At 67.6% G+C, this 21,107-nt stretch carries 20 protein-coding genes and 2 pseudogenes; 7 read left to right on the top strand and 15 right to left on the bottom strand.

What is annotated here, in order from left to right; genetic code table 11:
* Window positions 1-36: 36 nt before the first annotated feature.
* The 6 genes and pseudogenes from lptD to ACSQ19_RS11595 all read left to right on the top strand — a co-directional run.
* A complete protein-coding gene (gene lptD, locus ACSQ19_RS11620; RefSeq protein WP_435997123.1) occupies window positions 37-2,502 on the top strand; it encodes an LPS assembly protein LptD in 2,466 nt (821 codons plus the stop codon).
* A pseudogene (locus ACSQ19_RS11615) lies at window positions 2,499-3,791 on the top strand (peptidylprolyl isomerase); the annotation flags it as partial. The gene lptD and the pseudogene ACSQ19_RS11615, both read left to right, overlap by 4 nt.
* Before the next feature lie 34 nt (window positions 3,792-3,825).
* On the top strand, window positions 3,826-4,812 hold the full coding sequence (gene pdxA, locus ACSQ19_RS11610) for a 4-hydroxythreonine-4-phosphate dehydrogenase PdxA (RefSeq protein WP_435997121.1): 987 nt from the start codon (window positions 3,826-3,828) through the stop codon (window positions 4,810-4,812).
* 96 nt (window positions 4,813-4,908) lie between these two features.
* Window positions 4,909-5,694 (top strand): 16S rRNA (adenine(1518)-N(6)/adenine(1519)-N(6))-dimethyltransferase RsmA, encoded by a 786-nt coding sequence (rsmA, locus tag ACSQ19_RS11605; RefSeq protein WP_299340879.1) that lies wholly within the window; start codon window positions 4,909-4,911, stop codon window positions 5,692-5,694.
* A 58-nt stretch (window positions 5,695-5,752) separates the two neighbouring features.
* The gene (apaG, locus tag ACSQ19_RS11600; RefSeq protein ID WP_435997119.1) at window positions 5,753-6,133 is read left to right on the top strand and encodes a Co2+/Mg2+ efflux protein ApaG; all 381 of its coding nucleotides are present in this window, start codon (window positions 5,753-5,755) and stop codon (window positions 6,131-6,133) included.
* A 10-nt stretch (window positions 6,134-6,143) separates the two neighbouring features.
* Window positions 6,144-6,989 (top strand): annotated as a pseudogene (locus ACSQ19_RS11595) (symmetrical bis(5'-nucleosyl)-tetraphosphatase); the annotation flags it as partial.
* A gap of 169 nt (window positions 6,990-7,158) precedes the next feature.
* On the opposite strand, the gene ACSQ19_RS11590 reads toward ACSQ19_RS11595, so the two are convergent.
* The 8 genes from ACSQ19_RS11590 to ACSQ19_RS11555 all read right to left on the bottom strand — a co-directional run bounded on the left by ACSQ19_RS11590 (window position 7,159) and on the right by ACSQ19_RS11555 (window position 12,860).
* Entirely contained in the window at window positions 7,159-7,653 is a 495-nt protein-coding gene (locus ACSQ19_RS11590; RefSeq protein WP_435997117.1) for a dihydrofolate reductase, read from the bottom strand.
* A 3-nt stretch (window positions 7,654-7,656) separates the two neighbouring features.
* Window positions 7,657-8,451, bottom strand: coding sequence for a thymidylate synthase (locus ACSQ19_RS11585; protein ID WP_435997115.1), 795 nt, complete (start codon window positions 8,449-8,451; stop codon window positions 7,657-7,659).
* 29 nt (window positions 8,452-8,480) lie between these two features.
* Window positions 8,481-9,359, bottom strand: coding sequence for a prolipoprotein diacylglyceryl transferase (lgt, locus tag ACSQ19_RS11580; RefSeq protein ID WP_435997113.1), 879 nt, complete (start codon window positions 9,357-9,359; stop codon window positions 8,481-8,483).
* Window positions 9,360-9,512: 153 nt separating this feature from the next.
* Window positions 9,513-10,004: a TPM domain-containing protein gene (locus ACSQ19_RS11575; protein ID WP_435997110.1), complete on the bottom strand. Its 492-nt coding sequence runs from the start codon at window positions 10,002-10,004 to the stop codon at window positions 9,513-9,515.
* Complete coding sequence (locus ACSQ19_RS11570) at window positions 10,004-10,906, bottom strand: TPM domain-containing protein (protein ID WP_436000964.1); 903 nt, start codon at window positions 10,904-10,906, stop codon at window positions 10,004-10,006. Before ACSQ19_RS11570 ends, ACSQ19_RS11575 begins: the two co-directional genes overlap by 1 nt.
* 9 nt (window positions 10,907-10,915) lie before the next feature.
* On the bottom strand, window positions 10,916-11,557 hold the full coding sequence (locus ACSQ19_RS11565) for a LemA family protein (protein ID WP_296282747.1): 642 nt from the start codon (window positions 11,555-11,557) through the stop codon (window positions 10,916-10,918).
* A 158-nt stretch (window positions 11,558-11,715) separates the two neighbouring features.
* Window positions 11,716-12,450 carry a TerC family protein gene (locus ACSQ19_RS11560; RefSeq protein WP_435997108.1) on the bottom strand — a complete coding sequence of 245 codons (735 nt, stop codon included), beginning with the start codon at window positions 12,448-12,450 and terminating at the stop codon, window positions 11,716-11,718.
* A 29-nt stretch (window positions 12,451-12,479) separates the two neighbouring features.
* Window positions 12,480-12,860: a diacylglycerol kinase gene (locus ACSQ19_RS11555; protein ID WP_296282749.1), complete on the bottom strand. Its 381-nt coding sequence runs from the start codon at window positions 12,858-12,860 to the stop codon at window positions 12,480-12,482.
* A gap of 227 nt (window positions 12,861-13,087) precedes the next feature.
* On the opposite strand from ACSQ19_RS11555, the gene ACSQ19_RS11550 reads away from it, so the two are divergent.
* Window positions 13,088-13,816: an SGNH/GDSL hydrolase family protein gene (locus ACSQ19_RS11550; RefSeq protein ID WP_436000963.1), complete on the top strand. Its 729-nt coding sequence runs from the start codon at window positions 13,088-13,090 to the stop codon at window positions 13,814-13,816.
* Between the two features lie 64 nt (window positions 13,817-13,880).
* Here the strand turns inward: ACSQ19_RS11550 and ACSQ19_RS11545 are convergent, their stop codons facing one another.
* The 7 genes from ACSQ19_RS11545 to ACSQ19_RS11515 form a co-directional block, all read right to left on the bottom strand.
* Entirely contained in the window at window positions 13,881-15,254 is a 1,374-nt protein-coding gene (locus ACSQ19_RS11545) for a S8 family peptidase (RefSeq protein ID WP_435997105.1), read from the bottom strand.
* A 179-nt stretch (window positions 15,255-15,433) separates the two neighbouring features.
* A complete protein-coding gene (locus ACSQ19_RS11540) occupies window positions 15,434-15,811 on the bottom strand; it encodes a VOC family protein (RefSeq protein ID WP_296282752.1) in 378 nt (125 codons plus the stop codon).
* Window positions 15,790-16,506: an RNA polymerase sigma factor gene (locus ACSQ19_RS11535; protein ID WP_435997101.1), complete on the bottom strand. Its 717-nt coding sequence runs from the start codon at window positions 16,504-16,506 to the stop codon at window positions 15,790-15,792. Before ACSQ19_RS11535 ends, ACSQ19_RS11540 begins: the two co-directional genes overlap by 22 nt.
* Window positions 16,506-17,462, bottom strand: a complete 957-nt coding sequence (locus tag ACSQ19_RS11530) for an isoaspartyl peptidase/L-asparaginase family protein (protein WP_435997099.1) — start codon at window positions 17,460-17,462, stop codon at window positions 16,506-16,508. Before ACSQ19_RS11530 ends, ACSQ19_RS11535 begins: the two co-directional genes overlap by 1 nt.
* Before the next feature lie 71 nt (window positions 17,463-17,533).
* On the bottom strand, window positions 17,534-18,775 hold the full coding sequence (locus ACSQ19_RS11525) for an ABC transporter permease (RefSeq protein WP_435997097.1): 1,242 nt from the start codon (window positions 18,773-18,775) through the stop codon (window positions 17,534-17,536).
* Entirely contained in the window at window positions 18,772-19,497 is a 726-nt protein-coding gene (locus ACSQ19_RS11520) for an ABC transporter ATP-binding protein (protein WP_435997095.1), read from the bottom strand. The genes ACSQ19_RS11525 and ACSQ19_RS11520 overlap by 4 nt, the downstream gene beginning before the upstream one ends.
* A 2-nt stretch (window positions 19,498-19,499) precedes the next feature.
* Entirely contained in the window at window positions 19,500-21,035 is a 1,536-nt protein-coding gene (locus tag ACSQ19_RS11515; protein ID WP_435997093.1) for an efflux RND transporter periplasmic adaptor subunit, read from the bottom strand.
* Between the last annotated feature and the right edge of the window lie 72 nt (window positions 21,036-21,107).

The following is a 21,107-nucleotide window of genomic DNA, read 5'->3' as shown; positions in this document are numbered from 1 at the left end:
CGGCCGTTTTTCGTCCGACAGCGAGCCTTGCACCGCGTGCGCACCGCCCTTCGCCTGCTACCGTTGCCCTTCAGCATCGCCCTGTGCCTGCCGGCGATGGCCGACGATGAGAAGCCCGAAAGCTGGGCGCTGTGCCCGATCCAGGATGTCATCCCGGCATTCGGCGGCGCGGCGCCCCCGTCGGCCGACAACCCCCAGCTCACGCGCGAGCAGCGGGCAGATCAGCCGACCTCGATCGAAGGCGACCAGCTGGGAGGTACCGAGGCCAACCTCGAGTACCAGGGCAATGTCGCCCTCAGTCGCGGCGACCAGTTCCTGGGCGCCGACAACCTGAAGTACGACCAGGAAAAGGACACGTACGTCGCCGATGGCCACATCCGGTACCAGGACACCGGCATCCGCCTGATCGCCGACACGGCCCGCGGCGACCAGAGCGCCGACACGCACCAGATCGACAACGTGCGCTACCAGTTGGTGGACCGGCGCGGCAACGGTGGCGCCGACCGCATCGACATGAAGGGACCGGAGGGCAGCCTGCTGCACTCCACCTATTCCACCTGCGATCCCGACGACCGCCGCTGGGAACTGCGCTCGCGCCGCATCGACATCAACACCGACGACGGATGGGGCGTAGCCCGTGGCGCGACGATCCGCCTGGGCAAGGTGCCGGTGCTGTACGTGCCGTACCTGAAGTTCCCCATCGACGACCAGCGCCACACCGGCCTGCTGTACCCGGCGATCGGCCTGTCCGGCCGGAACGGCTTCGACTGGAAGCAGCCGATCTACCTCAACCTGGCGCCGAACTACGACGCGACGCTGGAACCGCGCTACATGAGCGAACGCGGGTTCCAGATGGGCGCGGAATTCCGCTATCTGTACGAGAAGGGACGCGGCGAGATCCAGGGCACCTGGATGACCAAGGACGACCTGGTCCGCGACCGCATGAACGAGGCGGACTACGATCCCCTCAATCCGAACAATCCCGATCCGGACGACGGCCGCGGCTTTCTGTCGTTCGAAGGCGACCACCGGTTCAGTCCGAACTGGCAGGCGCGCGCCAACCTGATCTGGCTGAGCGACGCGCGCTACCAGGAGGACTTCGGCAATTCGCTGTTTGGCCAGGCGTACTCCTCCGTCACCAGCACGGCCGGCATCTATGGCGCCGGCGAGTACTGGAGCGCCGGACTGATGGCCGACCACTGGCAACTCTCCGACTACCTGAGCACCGAAGCCTCGCTGCCCTACAACCGCCTGCCCCGCACCTACTTCAACTGGAGCCAGCCGCTGAGCCGCTGGATCAACGTGGGCGGCCATGCGGAAGCGGTGCGCTTCCAGCACGACGAACTCGCCGGCGGCAGCCGCATCGACCTCAAGCCGACCATCTCGTTCCCCATCCAGGGCGCGTCCTGGTACGTCACGCCCACGCTGGCCTACCGCCATACCGAGTACCGGCTGGATGCCGACCTGGCCCAGACGATCGCCACCGATCGTGCGCGCGCCGCGTATGGCATCGCCGCGGGGCAACCGGTGAGCGCGGCGCAGATCGCCGAGTTCTACGATCGTTCGCCCAGCCGCAGCCTGCCGATCGGCTCGTTCGACGCGGGCGTGTACTTCGACCGTGAGACCGAGATCAAGGGCGACCGCTTCCTGCACACGCTCGAGCCGCGCCTGTTCTACCTCAACGCGCCGTATCGCGAACAAGACGGCTTGCCGATCTTCGACACGCGTCCGTTCAACTTCAGCTACGGGCAGCTGTTCCGCGACAACCGGTACACCGGACCGGACCGCCAGACCGACGCGAACCAGCTGACGCTGGCGTTGACCACGCGCCTGCTGCGGCAGAAGGATGGTTTCGAACGCCTGTCGGCCAGCATCGGCCAGATCCGCTACTTCGACGACGTGCGCGTCACCGCGCCGAACGAGGTCCCCCTGGCGCAAGGCAAGTCGGCCTGGGTCGTCGACGCCAACTACGCGCCGACGGATCGCTGGACCATCGGCGCTTCCTATCAGTGGGACCCGAAGTTCCGCCGCGAAGACCTGGCCAGCGTGCGTGCCCGCTACCTGCTGCCGGACGACGGCGTGGTCAACATCACGTACCGCCGCCGCCGCGACCTGCTGGAGCAGGCCGACTTCTCGTTCCTCTACCCGGTGACGCCGGCGTGGAGCGTGGTGGGACGCTACTACCACTCCTTCTATCGCGATGCCGCGACCGACCAGGAGCCGGGTCTGCTGGAAGGCGTCGCCGGCGTGCAGTGGGACAGCTGCTGCCTGGCCGTGCGCGCGCTGGTACGCCGCTACGTGCGCAACCGCGAGGGCGAAATGAACACCGGATTCCAGGTGGAATTCGTCCTGAAAGGCCTGGGCTCGGCCGGCCAGGACACGGACCGCACCTTGCGCCGTGCTATTCTCGGTTACTACCGAGACGACCTCTATCTCGTCCCGCCGAGCAATATCGCGCAGCGACCGGACGACACCTCTTACGCTCCGGATCCATTGCCATGACCAAGCCGTTTTCCCGCTTCCTCATCGCCGGCCTGCTGACCCTGTCGACGGTCGCTACCTCGGTGCAGGCCCAGACCCTGCAGCGCCTGGACGGCATCGCCGCCGTCGTCAACGAGGATGTCGTGCTGCAGAGCGAGCTGGACCGCGCGGTGCAGAACGTGCTGACCCAGTACGCCAACCAGCCTGGCCAGCTTCCGCCGCGCAACGTGCTGGAGCGCCAGGTGCTGGAGCGACTGGTGCTGGTCAAGCTGCAGGTCGCGCGCGCAGCCGAGAGCGGCATCCGCATCAGCGACGCCGAACTCAACAATGCGGTCAACGCGGTCGCCCAGCAGAACGGCACCACGCCCGACGGCCTGCGCCAGCGGCTGGAAGCCGACGGCATGTCGTTCGCCGAGTTCCGCAGTTCGCTGCGCGATGAGGTGACGATCCAGCGCCTCCGCCAGAGCTTCGCCCAGAGCCGCGTGCAGGTGAGCGAAGGCGAGGTCGATGCCGCACTCGCCGCGCAGGCCACCGGACAGGTCCAGTACCACCTCGCGCACATCCTGGTGGCGTTGCCCGATGGCGCCAGTGCGGAACAGATCAATACCGGCAAGAGCAAGATCGACGGCGTCAAGGCGCTTGTCGACAAGGGCGAGCTGGATTTCTCCGCCGCCGCCGTGCGCTACTCGGACAGCCCCAACGCCCTGGAAGGCGGTGACCTCGGCTGGCGCAGCCCGGACGAGATCCCCACCGCGTTCGTGGAAATGCTGAAGGGCATGAGCCCCGGCCAGGTCGTCGGCCCACTGCGCGGCCCCAGCGGCTTCCAGCTGTTGAAGCTGGTGGAAGTGCGCGACGGCGCGAAAGCCGAACAGCGGTCGGTCACCGAGTACAACGCGCGCCACATCCTGATCCGCATCACGCCGACGCAGGACGCGAACGCCGCCAAGGCCAAGATCGATACGCTGCGCGCCCGCATCGCCGGCGGCGCTGATTTCGTCGAAGTCGCCAAGGAATCCACCGAGGACGCCAACAGCCGCGATGAAGGCGGCGACCTGGGCTGGTTCCCCGCCGAGGCGTTCGGTCCGGCTTTCGGCCAGCAGGTCACCGGCCTGCAGGACGGCCAGGTCAGCCCGCCGTTCCGCACCGACGCGGGCTGGCACATCGTGCAGCGCGTGGGCAGCCGCCAGACGGACGTGACCGACCAGAACCGCCGCGCCCAGGTGCGCGAAACCATCGGCCGCCGCAAGGCGGAAGACGAGTACAACCGCTATCTGCAGGAACTGCGTGGCGAAGCCTACGTGAGCTTCCGCAATGCCGGCGCCGAGACCACGCCGGGCGGCTGACGTGGTACCGCGGCTCGCGCTGGTTCCGGGCGAGCCGGGCGGCATCGGACCCGAACTCTGCGTGCGTCTGGCGCAGCAGGTGCGCGACGATTGCACCCTCCTCGCCTTTGGCGATGCCGTCACGCTGGGGGCGGCAGCCGATGCGCTTGGTCTGCCGCTCCGGCTGCTCGCCGAGCATGAGGTCGCGCGGCGGCCGGGCGATCTGCGCCTGCACCCCCTCCCCAACGCCGTCCCAAACGCCTTCGGCGCGACCGAGCCGCGCAACGCGCGCGCGGTCATCGATGCGCTGACGCATGCGGCCGGCGCCTGCCTGCGGGGCGATCTCGACGGCCTGGTCACCGGCCCCGTGCACAAGGCGGCGATCAACGCCGGCGGCATCGCTTACCGGGGCACGACGGAACTGCTGGCGGAACAGGCGGACTGTCCGGTGGTGATGATGCTGGCCAACGACATCGTGCGCGTCGCGCTGGCAACCACGCACCTGCCCTTGCGGGCTGTTCCCGACGCCATCACGCCCGCTGGGCTGGAGCAGGTACTGCGCATCACGCATGCCGCGCTGCGCCGTGACTTCGGCATCGCCGAACCGGTCATCGCCGTGCTCGGCCTGAACCCGCATGCGGGCGAAGCCGGCCACCTCGGCAATGAGGAAATCGAGGTCATCGAGCCTGTGTTGCACGCCCTGCGCGCGGACGGCCTGCGCCTTGAAGGTCCGCTACCCGCCGATACCGCGTTCCTGCCGCAGAAACTGCGGGGCTTCGATGCCGTGGTCGCGATGTATCACGACCAGGGCCTGCCGGTCCTCAAGTACAGCGGCTTCGAGCAGGCGGTGAACCTGACGCTGGGGCTGCCGTATCCGCGCGTGGCGGTCGACCACGGCACCGCGCTCGACCTTGCCGGCAAGGGCATCGCCGATCCCTCCAGCCTGTTCGCCGCCGTGGCCACCTGTGCGCGCATGGCGTTACGGCGAGGAGTGAGCGGAGAACGGTGAGGAGTGAGGGAGATGTCGCGCCCCATCGCTCCCGCCTGCCCTGCTCGCTCCTCACTTCCCCACACTCTCTTCTGCTTTCAAAGGCTCCGCGCCCCCATGTCCTTCAAGGCTCCCCCGAAGAAGTCCCTCGGCCAGCACTTCCTGACCGACCGCAGCTACATCGACAAGATCGTGATGGCGGTGAATCCGCAGCCTGGCGACCGGCTGGTTGAGATCGGGCCGGGCCAGGGCGCGATCACGTTCCCGCTGCTGCGCAAGCATGGCGAGCTGACGGCGATCGAGTTCGACCGCGACCTGATCACGCCGCTGATGGAAGCGTCGGAGGGCGTGGGCCGGCTGACGATCATCCACAAGAACGTCCTGGACGTGGACTTCGGCAAGCTCGCCGGCGACGAAAAACTGCGCCTGGTCGGCAACCTGCCGTACAACCTGTCGTCGCCCATCCTGTTCCATGCCATCGAACACGCCGCCTCGATCCGCGACATGGTCTTCATGCTGCAGAAGGAGGTAGTGGACCGCATGGCCGCCGAGCCCGGCAGCAAGGTCTACGGCCGTCTCAGCGTAATGCTGCAGGCGTACTGCCGCGTGGACGCGCTGTTCGTCGTCCCGCCCGGCGCGTTCCGTCCGCCGCCGAAGGTCGATTCGGCGGTGGCACGACTGGTGCCCCGCGATGCCACGTCCATCGGCATCAGCGACCCTGGCCGCTTCGAGGCCGTCGTGCGCGCGGCGTTCGGCCAGCGGCGCAAGACCCTGCGCAATGCACTGGGTGGTACGTGCACGACGGACCAGATCGAAGCCGCCGGCCTGCGTCCGGACGCGCGTGCCGAACAGGTCGACGTGGATGGTTTCGTCCGCCTCGCCAACCTGCCTGCGGACGACTGAGCTGCGGCATCGCGCCGCGTTGTTTCCGCTTTTACGCGCGTTTGCATAAACTGAACGCATGGATTCCCCCGATTACGCCATCGAAGTGGATGTCGCCACGCGCTTCCTGGATGACCAGTCAGCGCCCGAGGACGGGCGCTATGTGTTCGCGTACACGATCCGCATCCACAACCGCGGCCGCGTGCCGGCGCAGCTGCTTCGCCGGCACTGGATCATCACCGACGCCAACGGCAAGGTGGAGGAAGTGGAAGGCGAAGGCGTGGTCGGCGAACAGCCCTGGCTGAGGCCGGGCGAAGACTTCCGCTACACCTCCGGCGCCATCCTGGAAACCGCACTGGGCACCATGCAGGGACGCTACGACATGCTCGCCGACGACGGCACCCGGTTCGACGCGCCCATCGCCGCCTTCACCCTGTCCGTCCCGCGGACCCTGCACTGAGTCCGCCGCGATGACCGTCTGGGCCATCGGCGACCTGCAGGGCTGCTACGACGCGACGCAGCGCCTGCTGGAGAAGATCCGCTTCGATCCGGCGCAGGACCGGCTTTGGTTCTGCGGCGACCTCGTCAACCGCGGCGGACAGTCGCTGGAAACGCTGCGGCTGGTGCATTCGCTGCGCGATCACTGCGTGGTGGTGCTGGGCAACCACGATCTCTCCCTACTGGCGATCGGCGAACGCTCGCCGGACGAACAGCGCAAGGTCAATCCCGACCTGCAACGCGTGGTGCTGGCCGACGATGCACGCGTGCTGCTGGACTGGTTGCGCCTGCAGAAACTGGTGCACGTGGACCGTGAACTGGGCTGGATGATGGTGCACGCCGGGCTCGCGCCGAAGTGGACCACCGCCCTCGCGGAAAAACACGCGCGCGAAGTGGAAGTGCAGTTGCACGGCAACGCCTACCGCAAGCTGTTCCGCAACATGTACGGCGACAAGCCAAACTGGGCGCCGCACCTCTCGGGGCACGACCGCTCGCGCGCCATCATCAACGTGCTCACGCGCATGCGCTACTGCACGCCGCGCGGGCGCATGGCGATCGAGGAGAAGGGCGCGCCGGGCCGCCAGGCCCAGGGCCTGTATCCCTGGTACGAAGTCCCCGGCCGCGCCGAGCGGGACCTGAAGATCGTCTGCGGCCACTGGTCCACGCTGGGCCTGATGATCGGCCATGGCGTGCACGCGATCGACACCGGTGCGGTGTGGGGCGGGAAACTCACCGCATTGCAACTCGACACCGACGATATCCGGCTGGTGCAGGTCCCCGGCCGAGACGTGCCTCCACCGCCCAAGGGCGAATTGCCGAAGGACTGAGTAGAAGTGCTGGGATGGCGCTTGGCTTCATCCCGACCTACAGATACGCGCAAATCAGGGCCTTCGTAGGCTGGGTTGATAAACCCAGCATCTGTAGATCCAACCTAACGGGAGAGCGCTGGGATTGCGCTTCGCTTCATCCCAGCCTACAGAGGGCGCCTCAGCGACGGTGGTACTCGACGAAGTCGAATGCCAGCGCGTGCTTTGCATCGACGGGATGCGGCTCGCGTGCGACTTCGCGCCATTCCGTCGGATCGAAGGCCGGGAAGAACGCATGCGCGCCCTCCACCACCGTATCGACCTCGGTCAGGTACAGCACGTCGGCACTCCCCAAGGTGATCGCGTAAACCTCGCCGCCGCCTATCACGCTCAGTTCTTCGGCGCCTTGCGTCTCGGCGATCGCGAGCGCTTCATCGACCGACCCGACAGCCTGCATGCCCTCGAAGGGCACTGTACCGCGCCGCGTCAGCACCAGATTCAGACGCCCCGGCAGCGCGCGTCCCAGCGATTCGGCGGTCTTGCGCCCCATCAGCACCGGCTTGCCCAGCGTCAGCGCCTTGAAGCGTTTCAGGTCGTCGTGCAGGCGCCAGGGCAGGTCGTTGTCGCGTCCGATGGCGCGATGGCGATCGAGGGCGGCGACCAGCGAAATCCGCATCCGCTAAACCGCCACCGGCGCCTTGATCGCCGGATGCGGATCGTAGTCGTGGATCTCGATGTCATCGAAGGTGAAGCCGAACAGGTCGGTGACGTCGGGATTGAGGTGCAGCTTCGGCAGCGCGCGCGGCTCACGCGACAGTTGCTCGCGCGCCTGGTCGTAGTGGTTCGAATACAGGTGCGCATCGCCCAGCGTGTGCACGAAGTCGCCGACACCGAGGCCCGTCGCCTGCGCCACCATATGCGTCAGCAGTGCGTAGCTGGCGATGTTGAACGGCACGCCGAGGAAGATGTCGCCACTGCGCTGGTAGAGCTGGCAACTGAGCTTGCCGTCGACGACGTAGAACTGGAACAGCGAGTGGCACGGCATCAGCGCCATCTTCGGCAGTTCGGCGACGTTCCAGGCGCTGATCACCAGGCGGCGCGAATCCGGATTGCGCTTGATCTCGTCCACCAGCCACTGCATCTGGTCGATGGTCTTGCCGTCGGCGCCCTCCCAGCTGCGCCACTGCTTGCCGTACACGGGGCCCAGTTCGCCGTGCTCGTCGGCCCATTCGTCCCAGATGCTGACCTTGTTGTCCTTCAGGTAGGCGATGTTGGTTTCGCCTTTCAGGAACCACAGCAGCTCGTGGATGATCGAGCGCAGGTGCAGCTTCTTCGTGGTGACCAGCGGGAAGCCTTCGTTCAAGTCGAAGCGCATCTGCCAGCCGAACACGCTGCGGGTGCCGGTGCCGGTGCGGTCGGACTTCTCGGCACCCTGTTCCAGCACATGGCGCAACAGGTCGAGGTATTGCTTCATGCCTGGTCTCCGGCGAAAGGCTTCACGGTTTACTTGCCGGCGACCGGCGCGGGAACGACGGGCTGCAGCGTCGGCGCACGACGCGACAGCCACAGCAGGTACAGGCCCAGCATCACCAGCGGCACGCTGAGCACCTGGCCCTTTGTCAGCCAGCCCCAGGCGACGTAATGGCCTTCATCCGGCACGCGGACGAATTCCATCAGGAAGCGGAATACGCCGTACATCAGCGCGAACAGGCCCGACACGAGGTAGCGCGGCCGCGGCTTGCGCGAGACCGTCCACAGCACGACGAACATCACCAACCCTTCGAGGAAGGCCTGATAGAGCTGTGAGGGATGGCGGGCGAACTGATTCAACGCGCCCGCGGCGTACTGCGCCTTCAGCTGCAGCGCGTCCATCTGGCGCAGCGCGGGGTCGGTCGGGAAGATCACGCCCCAGTTGGCGTGCGTGTACTTGCCCCACAACTCGGCGCCGATGAAGTTGCCCAGCCGGCCGAAGCCCAACCCAGGCGCGGCCAGCGGCGCGACGAAATCCATCGTGTCGAAGAAGTGCAAACGGTGCTTGCGCGACCACCACAGCGCCGCGGCCATCACGCCGAGCAGGCCACCATGGAAGCTCATGCCGCCTTCCCACACCTTGAAGATCGACAAGGGATTGTCGAGGAAAGTGCCGAACCCATAGAACAGCACATAGCCGATACGCCCGCCCAGCACGACGCCAAGCATCGCGTAGAACATCAGGTCGGAGAACGCATCCGCATTGACGCCGGGCAGGCGTCCCTGCGAGGCGCGCAGGCGTCCCAGCCACCAGGCGGTGACGAACGCCAGCAGGTACATCAAGCCGTACCAGTGCAGCTTGACCGGTCCCAGCGAAAAGATGATCGGGTCGATCTGGTGAAGGTAGATCATGCGCCTCGGCAGTGCCGGTGGGGAGCGACTATTCTGCCCCACCCGCCCCGTGCGTGGATGACTGGCCGCCCGCGTAGCGCCGAGCCTGCCCGGCCGAGAGAGAGCAGCCGGGCATCACGTCAGCGGAGCACGCTCCGCTCCACGGCTCCGATATCAGTCAAGCAGGTGCGGACGGTTGGGCAGTTCGTCCTCGTCGGCCTGGCCCGACTGCTGCGGGAAATACTGGGCCAGCAATGCCGAGGTCGCCGCGATGCCATCCAGGACAGCCTGCTCGGCCCGGCCCTCACCCATGCCCGTCTCGATCAGCTGGCAGACTTCGCGCCACTGCGCCTCACTGACCCGGCCGGCCAGCCCGCGATCGGCCACGATCTCGATGCGATGGTCGGCGAGCAGCAGGTAGATCAGCACGCCGTTGTTCGCTTCCGTATCCCAGGTGCGCAGGCGGACGAATACCTCATGCGCGCGCTGCCGCGGATCCACGCCCGCGATCACGGCGCTCGGCGGCAGGTTGGACTCCACCGCGAACATCACCTCGCCGCGATGCAGCCGCTCGCCTGCCGCGATGGCATCGGTAATGCGGTGCAGGCTGTCCTCGGGGAACAGCCGCCGGGCGGAACGGGCGAACAGATGGCGCAACAGGCGCATCACCAGCTCCCCGAGGCGCCACCGCCTCCGGACATGCCGCCACCTCCGCCCCAGCCACCGCCGCCGAAGCCACCCCCGCCCCCACCAAAGCCACCCCCTCCCCAGCCGCCTCCGCCGCCACCCCAGCCGCCCCAATCGCGGTGCCGGGCATAACCACCGCGCGTCGACACCGAGGCCAGGCCGTACAGCAGGCCGAACACGCCCGCGATGCCGGCGGGAATGAGCGAAGACAGCAGCAGCGCCACCCCGGCGGCGGCCCCGCCGGTGAACAGGCCTCGCAACCCCGCAGGTGCGCGACCGAACATGCCGCGCACGAGGGTCGCCACGATGAAGGCCGCAAAAAGGGCGAAGATCCAGTCGCCACCCCGACCGCCGCCCGGACTGGCGCGATGCGTGCTGACCGGGGCCGGCAGCGTTTCGCCGTCGATCAGTTTCACCAGGGTCGCCGTGGCATCGGCGATACCGCCACCGAAGTCACCCTCGCGGAACTTCGGTGCCAGATACTCCTGGATGACGCGGTTGGCGATGGCATCGGGGATGGCACCTTCCAGTCCGTAGCCGGGGTGGATGCGCACACGGCGGTCCTCCTTCGCGACCAGCAGCAACACGCCGTCGTCCACGCCCTTGCGGCCGAGCTTCCATTGGTCGAAAACGCGCTGCGCGTATTGCTCGATGGTCTCCGGCTGCGTGGTCGCCACCATCAGCACCTGCAGCTGGCTACCCTTGCGCTGCTGCAACGCCAGCGCCTGCTGTTCGAGCTGCTGCTTCTGCGAGGCATCCAGCGTGCCGGTGGTGTCGACCACCGGCGAATCCAGCGCAGGGATCGCGGCCAGCGACTGCGCCCATGCGGGCGCTGCCACCAGCAGCAGGCAGAGCGCCAGCGCGCGCAGCAGGGCGGCGATCGGCGTGGCTCAGTTGCCGGGCGACGGGGGTGGCGGCGGTGTGGGCGCCTGCGGTGCGGCCGGCGGCGGGGTGCCGAAATCGACGGCCGGCGCTTCGGAAATCGCCGCTTCGTTCTCGACCGTGAAGTTCGGCTTTTCCTTGGCGCCGGTGATCTTGGCGGTGATCACCTGCGGGAACTGGCGGATGTAGGTGTTGTAGTCCTGCACCGTCTGGATGTAGCGGCCGCGTGCGACGGTGATGCGGTTTTCCGTGCCTTCCAGTTGCGCCTGCAGGTCGCGGAAGGACTGGTCGGATTTCAGGTTGGGATAGTTCTCGGTCACCACCAGCAGACGCGACAGCGCACTGGACAACTCGCCCTGCGCCTGCTGGAACTGCTGCAGCGATGCCGCATCGTCGGCATTGACCTGGATCTGCCCCACCCGCGCACGCGCGTTGGTCACGTCGGTCAGCACCTGGCGCTCCTGCTGGGCGTAGCCCTGCACGGTCTTGACCAGATTGGGGATCAGGTCGGCGCGGCGCTTGTACTGGTTCAGGACTTCCGACCAACCGGCCTTCACCGCTTCGTCCTTCTGCTGGATGGCGTTGTACCCGCAACCGGACAACAGCGCGACCAGCACGACGATCAACCACAGACGCGACACCTGGCGCATGGCACGACACTCCCTAGGGCGGACGAACTGATTGCAGCACCTTGCCCGTGAAGGCGCAAGCAGGTGCGCCCATCACACCTGCGGCGCTTCGTTAGGCTTCCGTGAAAAACGAAAGGCTCCCGAGGCAGCCTTTCGCCGCGCCCTCGCGAGGCGCGGATTCACTCGCGCAGCATGCGCTGGCTGGCGCGCTTCTTCGCCCACAGGTTGAGGCACTCGACCACGACAGAGAAGGCCATCGCACCGTACAGATAACCCTTCGGGATGTGCATCTCGAAGCCATCCAGCAGCAGGTAGGCGCCCACTGCCACGATGAAGGCCAGCGCCAGCATCTTGATGGTCGGGTTGTTGTCGATGAACTGGCCCAGCGGGCGCGCCGCCAGCAGCATCACCGCCACGGCCAACAGGATTGCCGCCACCATCACCGGGGTGTGGTTGGCCATGCCCACGGCCGCGATCACCGAGTCGAGCGAGAACACGATGTCGATCACCGCGATCTGCGCGATCACGCCGGCGAACGAAGCGGCGGGACGCGTATGCACGTCTTCCGAATCGGGCTCGCCCTTGACCAGCTCCAGGATTTCCTTGGTGCCCTTCACCAGCAGGAACACGCCGCCCAAGATCAGCACCAGGTCGCGAACCGAGATGCCCTGGCCGAACAGCGTGAAGAGGTCGGCGGTCAGGCCGGCCAGCCACGCAAGGGTCAACAACAGCAGGATGCGGGTGATGCACGCCACCGCGATGCCGAACTTGCGGGCCACTTCGCGCTGGTGCGGCGGCAGCTTGCTGACCGCGATGGAGATGAAGACCAGGTTGTCGATGCCCAGCACGATCTCGATCGCACTCAGCGTGACCAGCGTGATCCACACCTGCGGATCGGTAAGCAATTCCATCATCGGGGGGTACCTAGGTTCGGATCAAAAATTCACAGGTAGCGTGGTGCGAGGATCAGCGCCCAGCACAGCAGCACGTTCATCATCAGCACGAACACGGCAGCGGAGCCCATGTCCTTGGCGCGACCGGCCAGCTCGTGGTGTTCGGGACCGTAGCGCTCGATCACCGCTTCCACCGCGGAGTTCAGCAGTTCCGCCGCGAGCACCAGCAGGCAGCTGCCGATCATCACCGCGCGCTCCAGGCCGGTTTCGCCCAGCCACAGCGCCAAGGGTGCCATCACCACCAGCAGGTAGACCTCGAGGCGGAACGAGGATTCGTGCATCCACGCCGCGCGCAGTCCCTGCAGGGACCAGACGGTGGCTTTCAGGATGCGGCCGGGGCCGCGCGGGAAGTGTCCGGTTTCGTCTGCCATGGGGCGGGTTGAGGCGGAAAGGGGTCCCGCATCGGCCCCGGCCGGTCGGGCCGAAGCCGGATCCAGCAGAGGGAGGTGTCGGGTGGAGCCGGCGCATGCACTGCGCCCAAGGGTCCAATTTTGCCACAAGGCGATCTCGGGCCGCCTCGCCAGCGGTTTGCATCCCCGGGAACGGGCTGGTCCACTAGCTTGCCCGCTTCCAAGGAGACCTCCCCCTCGTGCCCTTCCTGAATACCGTACGCCTGCCGCTGATCGCCTCCGCGCTGGTCGCACTGCTGGCCGCCTGTGCCGGAACCCAACCAACGACCCCGGCCACGGCAGCGACACCGGTTTCAGCCAAGGAGGCACCGCGGATCCCCGAACAGGTCTCAAGCCCGGCCTGGGAAGCCAACATGCAGCGCTTCGAGGCGGCCGACGCGCAGTCGCCGCCGCCGCGCGGGGGCGTGCTGTTCATCGGCAGCTCGTCGATCCGCTTCTGGGACACGCTGGCGCAGGACTTCCCGGGCGTGCCGGTGATCAACCGGGGCTTCGGCGGTTCCGAACTGCGCGACAGCACGTGGTATGCCGACCGCATCGTCGTGCCGTATGCGCCGCGGCAGATCCTGATCTATGCCGGCGACAACGACCTCAACGCGGGGCGCACGCCGCAGCAACTGCATGCGGACTTCATCGCCTTCGTCGAACGCGTGCGCCGCGACCTGCCGAAAACAAGGATCGCGTACATCAGCAACAAACCCAGCCCGTCGCGTGCGCAGCTGCTGTCCGTGCAGCGGGAGGCGAACGGGTTGATCGCGGCGGAAGCCAAGCGCCTGGGCGTGGACTACATCGACATCTTCACGCCCATGCTGGACGCCAGCGGCCAGCCGGACGAATCCTTGTTCATCGAGGACCGGCTGCACATGAACCGTGCCGGCTACGTCATCTGGCAGCGCGTGATCGCGCCCTATCTCAAGTAAGCGCGTCCGCACAAAAAAAGAAGCCCGGCGATGCCGGGCTTCTTCGTTGCATCGCCTGCGCGGATCAGAAGCCGCTGGCGTTGAGGCGTCCGCCGGTGACCGTCTTGCCCTGCAGCGACGGCGTGGGCACCGTGGCGCCGAGAATCGCCGCCTTGATCTGCGCCGCCGTCACGCCGGGACGCGTGGACGCGTAGAGCGCGGCCGCGCCGGTGACGTGTGGCGTGGCCATCGAGGTGCCGCTGTAGCTGGCATAACCGGAGACCACGCTGCCCTTCGATGCCTTCGGCACGGTCGACCAGATGCCATAACCGGGCGCGCCCAGGTCCACCGTGGTGACACCGTAGTTGTAGACCAGCGCGCCGGTGGACCGCAGCGCCGCCACCGAAATGATGCTGGCGTTGGGATACGACGCCGGGTAGCACGCCCCCGAGGTGTTGCCTTCGCAATTGACGCTGTCGTTGCCTGCCGCGACGATCGTCAAGATCTCCGCCTGGCCGGCCCGGTCGATGGCATCGCTGAGCGCCTGCGAGTAGCCGCCACCGCCCCACGAATTGTTGGTCGCGACCAGGTTGAGGCCATGACGCGTCTTCAGGTCGGTGAAATAGTCCAGCGCCTTGATGGCATTGGCCGTGCTGCCGCCACGACGGCCGAGGAACTTGCCGCTGATCAGCTTCACGCCGCTCCAGCACACGCCGGCCACGCCCTTGCCATTGCCACCGACACCGGCGATGGTGCCGGCCACGTGGGTGCCATGGTCGTCGTTGGCGCCGCCGGAGTTGATGTCGTTGGTGTTGCCGTCGAAGTCCCACCCACGCACGTCGTCCACGTAGCCGTTGCCGTCGTTGTCCACGCCATCGACCGGGTCGTAGGGATTGGTCCAGATGTTCGCGGTCAGGTCTTCATGATTGAAGTAGATGCCTTCATCGATCACACCGACCACGACATTGCCGCAGCTCGTACGGCCGGCGGCCCAGGCCTCGGACGCCTGCGAGCCGTAGACGTTGGCGGGCGTGCCCGCATCGCCGTACATGCCCCACAGCGACCCGTTGGTGGCATAGGTGTCGTTGGAGACCGCGTTGTGCTGGTAGGTCCAGTTGGGCTCGGCGTACTCGACGGCAGGGTCTGCGCTCAGCACCTGCACGGCGGCGGACAGATCCACGTTGCCTGGCAGCTTGAGCAGGGCGATTTCGCCGCTGCGGCCATTGCCGCGACGCACCGTCTCCAGCTTCTGCGCACCGAGGCCCTGCACCACCGCATCACGGTCGGCCAGCACGGCGCCATCGCGATACTTCACCAGCAACTCGCCACTGACGTGCGGCTGGCCCGCCTTCAATCCCTTGATCACCAGATCCGGCCTGCCACCCGCGCTCGCGGTTTGCGCCGCGCCCATCGTCACGAGTGCCAAACCCACCCACACCGCCATGCGATTCTTCTTCATAAGCCGATCCGACTCCGAGTGTTGTGATTGCCGCGCGGGACAGCGCAGTGGGTCGAATCTAGCTTGTAATTTTCGTTCTAGATATGGATTTTCAGCTAACATTTTCTCCTCTGTCGCGCGCCGGAACCCTGCCACCGGTAGCCATGGGAATGGTTCGCATCGGCGGAAGAATCGCGCGGTCATCGCCGCCGTGGCGCACCCTCGTTCTGGTGCAGGCTCAGCACGTTGCCATCGGGGTCGAGAAAATCCAGCGACAGTCCGCCATCGGGCGATTCGCTGACCGGCACCACGATGTCCACGCCCTTCGCAGCCAGCGCTTCCGCGTGGTCATCGATGCCCCCGTCCAGGCTGAAGACGACGACTGGCGATTCGCCTGCGCGCGCAGGCCGTGGAATGAGCACCAGGGCGAGTTCGCCCACCTCGCCCATCGCGAACGGCCCGTCATGCCCGTCCATCGCGGCGATGGGCAGGCCCAGGGTGTCGCGATAGAAGCCCACCGACCGGGCCAGGTCGGAAACGAAGAACACAATGGCGCCTACCTTGCAGTGTCCGAGCATGGGATGTCCTCCTGTGTGATTCCCTTCCGTACGTTGCCGCGGGAAGGCGAAGTGTGAGCACCGGCATCGATCAGGATCAGATGACCGTCCGGATCATGCGTACCCAGCCCCTCGCCAGCCTGCATGGCCGCCTTCAGCGCGCGCCGGGCGAGGCCGAAGGCGAGGTCCACGCTGCGCGCCGGATCGCGCTGGTGCGCGAGCGCGATGCTTTCCGCACGCGCTGCCGGCGACTGTGCGGCGAGCGCCTTGCGGATGCGGGTCAGGCGCTGGCGGAAAGCGGTCGGTTCGATGCGCAGGATCCAGCGGATCTCGTCCGCCGACAGGCCATGCAGCGCGAGTATCGCCAGCCTGCGTGCGGAGGGCGGCAACGCGGCCAGCCACGGCGGGCAGGCGGTGGTACCGCTGGTGGGGGCGTGTGGCGACGGGCTTTCTTCGCTGCCGGCCAACAGGCCCGCCTCGGCCTCGCGCCGGCGGCGACGTCCGGCGGCGCGGGCAGCCATCGCGGCCTGGTGGCGCACGACACCCGACAGCCATGGCAGATCGTGCCGCCCGGCCAGCAGTCCCGCGAGCAACGCCTCCTGCACCAGGTCGTCCGCTTCATGCGCACGCCGACACAACCGCAACGCCTGCGCACGGAGGGCGCGATAGTCCTCGTGCGTCAGCGTGACTTCGTTCCCGCCCGGTGCCGCCGGCATCAGGCCTCCTGGTAGATCGCGGTGCCCCGCGTGCCGTCCGGCAACACCCATCCGCGGTACATGCCACGCGTGTTGAGCACCAGCGATACATTGCCATCGGTATCCAACGCGATGGCGCCGCCGTCGCCGCCATGCTGCGGGACATCGCCGAGGACGACATCCTCCACCGCGTCGTGGAGGCGATCGCCCCGGTAAGCGACCCGTGCCGCGATGTCGTGGGCGACCGCGTTGCGGATGTAGAACTCGCCCCACCCGCTGCACGAGACGGCGCAGCGCGCATCGGCCCAGGTCCCGGCGCCGATCACCGGCGAATCGCCCACCCGGCCCCAGCGCTTGTTGGTCATGCCGCCGGTCGACGTCGCAGCCGCGACGTGCCCGCGACTGTCCAGGGCCACCGCACCGACCGTACCGAAGTAGCGTCCGCGCAGATCGTCGTTGCCGTTCCACGCCTGCTGCTCGCGCTGCTGCGCGTCGCGCAACTGCATGCGGCGCGCCTCGGTCGAGAACCAGCCGTTCGGCACGCGTTCGATGCCGGGCTGCGTATCGGCGAACTGCTCCGCACCATCGCCGATCAGGAAGACATGCGGGGAATCCTCCAGCACGCGCCGCGCCAAGCGCACCGGATGACGTACCGTCATGACGCCGGCCACCGCGCCCGCGCGACGATGGCGCCCGTCCATGATCGACGCATCGAGCTCGTGCCGGCCCTCGGCGGTGAACACCGCGCCGCGACCGGCGTTGAAGTAGGGAGAATCCTCCAGCACCGTCACCGCGGCTTCCACCGCATCCAGCGCGCTGCCGCCGGTGGCGAGGATGGCGTGCCCGACATCGAGCGCACGCGCGAGGTCGGCGTGGATCGCGGCTTCGGCCTCGGCGCCAAGGCTGCTCCGTTCGATGACGCCGGCGCCTCCATGGATCGCCAATGCAAGCGGCCGGCGGGAGGAATGCGGGCTCATGGCGCGGGACCGGTGGGCACGACGGGCATCCAGCATACTCCCGCGACCGCAGCGCACCAGCCCCCGACGGCCTATTGCGAGCGTAGCGCCTCGATCGGGTCCAGCTGCGAGGCCTTGCGCGCCGGGTAGTAGCCGAAGAACAGGCCGGTGGCGATCGAGAAGCCGGCCGCCAGGCCGATGACCTGCCCGTTCAACGCCACCGGCAGGTCGCTGAACTTGCCCACCAGCAGCGCACCGGCCACACCGATGACGATACCCAGCACGCCGCCACCCAGCGACAGCAACATCGCCTCGGCTAGGAACTGCCGGCGAACGTCGCCGGGTCCCGCACCCACCGCCATCCGCAGGCCGATCTCGCGGATGCGCTCGGTCACCGACACCAGCATGATGTTCATGATGCCGATGCCGCCCACGATCAGCGAAATGGTCGCCACTGCGCCGAGCAGCAGCGACATCAGCTTGGTCGTGGCCGTGCGCGTGGCGACGATCTCGGAAATGTTGCGGACGTTGAAGTCGTCCTCTTCGCCCGGATTGATCTTGTGCCGCTGGCGCAGCAGCGCCTCCACCTCGCCCTGCACGTAACTCAGGTCCTTGGCATCGGCCACCGTCAGCGCCACCTGCATCACGGCGCCCGGCGGCAGGCCCATCGATCCGAGCAGGCGCCGGCGCGCGGTTTCCAGCGGCACCATCATCACGTCGTCCTGGTCCTGGCCGAATCCCCCCTGCCCCTTCGGCGCCAGGGTACCCACGACGGTGAACGGCACGCGCCCGAGGCGCACGGTCTGGCCGACGCCGCTGTCCTCGCCGAACAGCGTGCGACGCACCGTCTCGCCCAGGATCACGACCTTGCCGGCGCTGGAGTAGTCCTGCGCATCGAAGCCCTCGCCATTGGCGATGACCCAACCGTTGATGTCGAAGAAATCCGCCTGCACGCCCTGCCAGCTGGTCGATGCGTTGTTCTCCGCGAACACGATCTGCGTATTGCCCCGCAAGGCACCCGCCACGTACTGCACTTCCGGGATCTCGTTGCGGATCGCCTCCACGTCGCCTTCCTTCAGCGTGTAGAAGCTGCTGGAACTCATGCGTACGCCACCGCCGCCGGGACCGCGGCCCGCGCCCGGGCTGATGTCCAGGCGCTGCGAGCCCAGGCCGGAGACCAGCTTGTCGATTTCCGCCTGCGTGCCCTGGCCCACCGACACCATGACGATGACGGCGGCGATGCCGATGATGACCCCGAGCGAGGTCAGCGCGCTGCGCATCCAGTTGCCGCGCAGCGCATGCAGCGCGGTGCGCAGGATGTCGGAGAACTTCATGGCCGGCCTCCCGCATGATCCAGGTCTTCGTGCAGTTCGCCATCGCGCATCACCAGGATGCGGTCGGCATGCGCGGCGACTTCGGCGTCATGGGTGATCAGGATGACGGTGTGGCCGTCGTCGCGCAGGCGCTTGAACAGCGAAAGGATCTCTTCGCCGGTCTTGCTGTCCAGCGCGCCCGTGGGTTCGTCGGCCAGCAGGATCGGGGGCTCGTTGATCAGCGCACGCGCAATGGCCACGCGCTGTTGCTGGCCGCCCGACAGTTCGTTGGGACGGTGGCCGGCGCGCTCGGCCAGGCCGACGGCGGCCAGCGCCTGGCGCGCGCGCTCGGCGCGTTCGCCGGGGGGTACCTGCGCATAGCCCAGCGGCATCGCCACGTTCTCCAGCGCGGTCATGCGCGGCAGCAGGTGGAAGCCCTGGAACACGAAGCCGATCTTCTCGCGGCGGAGGATCGCCAGTTGTTCGGCATCCAGTGTCGCCACGTCGATGCCGTCGCATAGATAGCGCCCGTCGCTGGGCGTGTCCAGGCAGCCGATCAGGTTCATCAGCGTGGACTTGCCCGAGCCTGACGGTCCCATGATCGCGACGAAATCGCCGCGGTCCACGCGCATGTCCACGCCGCGCAGCGCGACGACCTCAGCCTCGGTCCCGGCGGAATACACCTTGCCCAGCGCGTGCGTCTGGATGACCGGCACGCGGTCGCCGGCAGTTGCGGACGGCATGCTCATTCCTTCGCGCGCTCGCCCACGACCACCACGTCGCCTTCCTTCACCGGTCCGGATACTTCCGTGCTGGTGCCGTCGCTGGCACCCACGCGCACCTGCACCATCTCCGGCTTGCCGTCGACCAGCTTGTAGACGGGCGCGCGCTTGGCCGCGAGCAAGGTGCGCAGCTCGCCATCCCAGCGCTGCTTCTGCGCGTCATCCAGGGTGGCGCGGAACGGGGCGAAATCCTGCTGCATGCGTTCGGCCATGCGCTGGCGCATCTGCGCCTGCATCGCGCCGCCGCCCCCCGCATTGCCACCCGAACGCGGACCGCCGCCCGGTCCCCCGAACATGCTGGCACCCCCGCGCTGCTGCGCCTGTGCCATGCGCGCCGCCTGGCGTTCGCGCAACGCCGTCAGTGCCGCATCGAAGGCGGCCTGCTGCCCGGGCTTCAGCTGCAGGCTTCCTGCAACGCGCACGAGGTCGTCGCTGATGCCGCCACCGCGGTTCTGCCCACCCTGGGGCGCCGCCTGCGCCGTCGCGGAGGCGTTGGCCTGCTCGCCGGTCGGCTTGTAGCGCAGCGCGGCGTTGGACACCTTGAGGATGTCGTCGCGCTTGCTGACCTCGATCTCGGCGTTGACGGTCAACCCGGGCAGCAGCGTGCCGTCGCTGTTGTCCACGCTGACGACTACCGGATAGGTCACCACGTTGCTGGTGGTGGTGGCGGACAGGCGCACCTGTTGAACCTCGCCACGGAACTGGCGGTCGGCGAACGCGTCGACGGTGAAGGACACCGCCTGTCCCACCTTGACCTGGCCGATGTCGGCCTCGTCGACAGCCAGCTCGATCTTCATCTTCGACAGGTCTTCGGCGATGGTGAACAGCTCCGGCGCCTGCAGGCTGGCGGCCACGGTCTGGCCCGGCTCGATGGTGCGCGTCAGCACCACGCCATCCACCGGCGAGCGGATGACGGTACGGTCGAGGTTGACGCGGGTGGTCTGCGTGGACGCCGTCTGCTGGCGGATCTGCGCCTGCGCCGCATTGACCTGCGCGCGTGCCTGGTCGCGCGACGCGCGCGCCAGGTCGACGTCGCTCTGCGCGACCAGCTTCTGTCGGCCGAGGTCGGCCTTGCGGGTGTAATCGAGTTCGGCGTTCGCCAGCGTGGCCTGCGCCTGCTTCAGGCTGGCCTGCGCGTTGGCGATCTGGGCATTGCCCTGTTCGATCTGGGCTTCGTACGTGCTCGGATCGATGCGTGCCAGCACCTCGCCCTTCTTGACCTCGCTGTTGTAATCCACCAGCACGTCGGTGACCTGGCCGGAGATCTGGCTGCCGACGGTCACGGTGGAGATGGCGCTCAGCGTGCCGGTGGCCGAGATGGCCACGCGGATGTCGCCGCGTTCGATGGTGGCGGTGCGATAGGCGCTCTCGGCACCCTCGGCCTTGCGCGAGGTCCAGTACCAGGCGCCCGCACCGACGAGGGCGATGACGGCGACCCCCAGCAGGATCCTGGGCAACGGGGAAGGCTTGCGGGGGGCAGTGCGTGCAGGCTGGCTCATGCAGTGAGTCGGCTCGGAAGAGGGGGAGTCGGAAGGGGGAACGCGCCGGAGGCCGCGGCGTTGACAGCGTGC

The organism is Pseudoxanthomonas sp. LjRoot127 (assembly GCF_964253495.1).
Taxonomy (GTDB): Bacteria; Pseudomonadota; Gammaproteobacteria; order Xanthomonadales; family Xanthomonadaceae; genus Pseudoxanthomonas_A.
The sequence above is the reverse complement of the archived record's forward strand: the minus strand, read 5'-3'. Positions and strand labels throughout refer to the sequence as shown.